We start from the raw sequence: 4,250 nt of genomic DNA on the forward strand, positions 1-4,250 counted from the left end.
ACCCACCGAACATCACGGTGTCGTCCTCCACGGTGATGTGGTGGCTGCGCAGGTCACCGTGGGCGATCGTGGCGGTCGGGTGGGTGGTGGGCGCGCTGGTGGTGCTCGTCGTCGGCACGCCCGCGCTCGAGGTGCCGTTGGACGCGGCGGTGCGCGCCCTGGCCAAGGCGGGCTTCACCGTCACGCGGCTCACCGTGGTCCGGCCGGCCGGCCGTGGCCCGCTGATCCTTTCGGCGGAGGGCGAACATCTCGGTGACACGGCGCTGATCGAGTTGTACGGCCCGCATCAACGCAGCGGCGGAGCGCTGCGCCAGCTCTGGGGAAAGCTGAAGCTGCGCGACGCCGAAACCGCGCCCCTAGTGACCTCCATGCGCCGCGCCGTCGAACACCGCGCGCTGATGGCGATCGCCATCGGCAACGCGGGCCTGGCCAACACGGCGACGGTCGCGGTCGCGCCGCTGGACCGCGGCTGGATGCTGTACTCGCACCGGCGCCCGCTCGGCACCCCCATTGACGAATGCGCGACGACGACTCCCGTTGCCCGGCTGTGGGAATCGCTGAAAGTCCTCAACGACCGCCAGGCCCACCAACGAGCGCGCCGGGACGATGGCGCTGACCACCAGATGGATCGGAACGAAGGCCAGCAGCAGGGCCCACCACCAGTGCCGCCAGCGCGCCGGCAGCCAGGGCCCCGACACCGTCAGCACCGCCGCCAGCATCCCGATCCACCGCGGGTCGTCGAGGAACTGCGCCGGCAGCGTGGTCAGCCGGTCGAGGGCGTCGAAGTGCCACCGCGGCGCGGCGAGGCCGGTGCCGCTGATCGACAACAACACGATCGCGCTCAGCCCCGCGGTGGCGTAGGCGCCCAGCAGTTTCCACTGCCCGGCGACGATCAGGCCGATGAGGATCATGAACGGCAACGCCACGATCGCAAGGCCATAGATCAGGTACGCCACGTCGGATTGGGTCGGCGACAAGACGCCGACGATCTGCGACACGGATCTCTCCAGCGCGATCCACTGCGGGCGGGTGATCACCGAGCCCGTGATCACCAGCGCCAGGAAGAGCAACGCCAGGATCAGCCGCAGGATGTCGTTGGTCCGCCGGGTCAACGGCTGCAGCAGGTTGCCGGAGACGATGATGTCGCGCCCGTCAACTCGCATGTATGAAGGATCCTTCGGCTTCGCTCGGCACCGCTGAGCCTTGCTTTCGGCCCGCGCAGTGGCCCGCCGACAAGTTAACGCAATACCCGGTTCGTTGACAGCTTCCACTCATCCGGCGCGCGTAGGGTCGGGTAGGTAGGCGTGCTAGCGAATTGGGGGCGGGTGGCGGCGTGGCCAGGACGGACGACGACAGCTGGGAGATCACCGAGAGCGTGGGCGCCACGGCGCTGGGCGTGGCGGCGGCCCGGGCCGCGGAGACCGAGAGCGAGACCCCGCTGATCAGCGATCCGTTCGCGCGGGTGTTCCTGCAGGCCGCGGGAGCGGGCGTGTGGGACTGGTTCGCGGCCCCCAACCTGCCCGCCCAGGTCGCCGAGATCGATCCGGACCTCAAGCCGCGGATGCAGGGGATGGTCGACTACATGGCCGCGCGGACGGCGTTCTTCGACAAGTTCTTCCTCGACGCGACCGGCGCGGGCGTGCGGCAGGTGGTGATCCTGGCGGCCGGGCTGGACTCGCGGGCGTGGCGGTTGCCCTGGCCGGACGGCACCACGGTGTACGAGTTGGACCAGCCGCGGGTGCTGGAGTTCAAGTCCGCGACGCTGCGCGACAAGGGCGCCGAGCCGACCTGCGAGCTGGTCAGCGTTCCCGTCGACCTGCGCCACGACTGGCCGTCCGCCTTGCAGGGCGCGGGATTTGACGCGCACGCGCCCAGCGTGTGGTCGGCCGAGGGGCTGTTGCCGTTTCTGCCGGCGACCGCCCAGGAGTTGTTATTCGAGCGGGTACAGGCGCTCGGCACGCAAGGCAGCCGGATCGCCGTGGAGGCGCCAGGCCCCGACTTCCTCGACGAGGGCGTCCGCGACAGGCAGCGCCAGACCATGCAGCGGGTGCGCGACCTGATGGCCGAACTGGAGCCCGACCGTGACATTCCCGACGTGCAAGACCTGTGGTACTTCGAGGAACGCGAAGACGTGGCCGACTGGTTAGGTCGGCACGGCTGGGACGTGACGGTCACCCCGGCCCCCGAGCTGATGGCCGGGTACGACCGCAGGCCACCACAAGACATCGACGACGCCACACCACAGACGCTGTTCGTGTCTGCGCATCGGACGAGAGGAAACTGACTGTGCCCAGGACCGACAACGACAGCTGGGAGATCACCGAAAGCGTGGGGGCGACCGCGCTGGGGGTGGCCTCGGCCCGCGCGGCGGAGACCCGTAACGAAAACCCGTTGATCACGGACCCATTCGCGCAGGTTTTCCTTGACGCCGCCGGGGACGGCGTGTGGAATTGGCATTCCGCGGCGCAGTTGCCGGCCGAGGTCATCGAGGCCGAGCCGACGTTGCCGCTGCAGATGCAGTCGATGGTCGGTTATATGGCCTCGCGCACAGCGTTTTTCGACAGTTTCTTCCGCGAAGCCACCGGCGCAGGCATTCGCCAGGCGGTGATCCTGGCGGCCGGCCTGGACGCGCGGTCCTGGCGGTTGGCGTGGCCTGCGGGCACGACGGTCTACGAGCTCGACCAGACCAAGGTGCTGGACTTCAAGGCGGCCACGTTGGCCGAACATGGGGCGCAGCCCGCCTGTAATCGCGTCGCGGTGCCGGTGGACCTGCGCCAGGATTGGCCGGCCGCGTTGCGGCAGGCGGGTTTTGACGCCGACGCGCCCAGCGTCTGGTCGGCCGAGGGATTGATGCCCTATCTGCCGGCGGCCGCCCAAGAGCTGCTGTTCGAACGCATCCAGGGGCTGACCGCGCCGGGCAGCCGGGTGGCCGTGGAGGCCCTGGGTCCGAAGTTCCTCGACCCGCAGGCCCGCGCCAAGCGCCGCGAGCGGATGGATCGGATCCGCGGGCTGATGGCCGGCGTGGATCCGGATCGTGAGATACCCCGCACCGACGAACTCTGGTATTTCGAGGAGCGCGAGGACGTCGGCGAATGGTTCGGCCGCCACGGCTGGGAGGTGACGGTCACCCCGGCCGACGAATTGATGGCCGGCTATGGGCGTGCGGCGCCCGAGGAGGTTCGCGACTACGTGCCCGGCAATCTGTTCGTCGCGGCGCAGCGCGCGGCGAGCTAGCGCCCATGTCCACGGCGGGGTAGGCGGTCCAGGCGCGAACGAATACCTCTGCGCCCCAACGTTTTAGAGCACCGATGCGTTGCCGGTAGTGACCCGTCGTCCCTAGTTGTTTGGTGGTGGGTGGGGTTGGAAGGGTGTGTACCACCACCAGTCGGCGCGTTCGCCGATCGGTCCCGGACACGGCGCCACCGTGGGCGGGGGTCCCGTGGGTGGGCGCGCCAGCGATCCCGGGCTCAGTACTCGGCCTTCGTCGTCGCGGACCACGAGTGCGTGTGCGGGCCCGCTGATGGTGATGACACCGCGATGATGTGACCGGTGATGGTAGGGACAGACCAGCACCAGGTTGGCCAACTCGGTGGGGCCGCCGTCTTCCCAGTGCCGCAGGTGGTGGGCGTGCAGACCGCGGGTGGCACCACAACCAGGAACCACGCACGTGCGGTCGCGATGCTCCAGCGCGCGGCGCAGCCGCCGGTTGATCACCCGCGTCGCCCGCCCGGCACCGATGACTTGTCCGTGACGCTCGAACCACACTTCGCACGTGGCATCACAGGTCAGGTATTGGCGGTCGGCATCGGAGAGCAGCGGACCCAGATGCAGTGCCGCGGTGGGTTTTTCCACGTCGAGGTGCACCACCACGGTGGTGTGCTGTCCGTGCGGGCGCCGCGCCGCCTCGGCGTCCCAGCCGGTCTCGATCAGGCGCATGAATGCCTCGACCGTGCCCGGCATCGGGGGCCGCTGATCACCGGCGCTGGTGGCCTGATCGTGTTTCCACTCGGCGATCAGCGCCTCACGATGCGACGCCAACGCCGCGTCGAACTTCGCCGCATCGGGGTGCGGAAGCGTGATCCGGTAGCAACTGCCCGTCTCGGTGGCGGTCGCGGTGAACGTGTGCTCGACTTCGGGCCGGGGCTTGGGGTCGGGCCGCGGTTCGAGCTTGACCGCGGTACGCAACTGGTTCACCGTGGCCACCGCGGCAAGCTCGGCGTAATGCTCATCAGAACCCTCGCCAGCCCGCG

General features: G+C 69.4%; 3 protein-coding genes and 2 pseudogenes. 3 read left to right on the forward strand and 2 right to left on the reverse strand.

All coding sequences use genetic code 11. From position 1 onward, the window contains the following. Positions 1–68 precede the first annotated feature (68 nt). Positions 69–581 (forward strand): annotated as a pseudogene (locus A5659_RS27315) (TIGR00374 family protein); the annotation flags it as partial. Here the strand turns inward: A5659_RS27315 and A5659_RS21695 are convergent. Continuing rightward, a pseudogene (locus A5659_RS21695) lies at positions 573–1,163 on the reverse strand (TIGR00374 family protein); the annotation flags it as partial. The pseudogenes A5659_RS27315 and A5659_RS21695 overlap by 9 nt on opposite strands. 170 nt (positions 1,164–1,333) lie before the next feature. Here A5659_RS21695 and A5659_RS21700 point away from each other — a divergent pair. Together A5659_RS21700 and A5659_RS21705 are read left to right on the forward strand one after the other, a co-directional pair. Then, entirely contained in the window at positions 1,334–2,284 is a 951-nt protein-coding gene (locus A5659_RS21700) for a class I SAM-dependent methyltransferase (protein ID WP_067184157.1), read from the forward strand. 2 nt (positions 2,285–2,286) lie between these two features. Continuing rightward, positions 2,287–3,234 carry a class I SAM-dependent methyltransferase gene (locus A5659_RS21705; RefSeq protein WP_066877626.1) on the forward strand — a complete coding sequence of 316 codons (948 nt, stop codon included), beginning with the start codon at positions 2,287–2,289 and terminating at the stop codon, positions 3,232–3,234. Between the two features lie 102 nt (positions 3,235–3,336). Here A5659_RS21705 and A5659_RS21710 read toward each other — a convergent pair. Continuing rightward, positions 3,337–4,250 (reverse strand): HNH endonuclease signature motif containing protein (locus A5659_RS21710; RefSeq protein ID WP_067184161.1); only part of this gene is annotated, 914 nt, incomplete at its 5' end.

This window comes from Mycobacterium sp. 1165196.3 (genome assembly GCF_001673415.1).
In the GTDB taxonomy this organism is placed as follows: Bacteria; Actinomycetota; Actinomycetes; order Mycobacteriales; family Mycobacteriaceae; genus Mycobacterium; species Mycobacterium europaeum_A.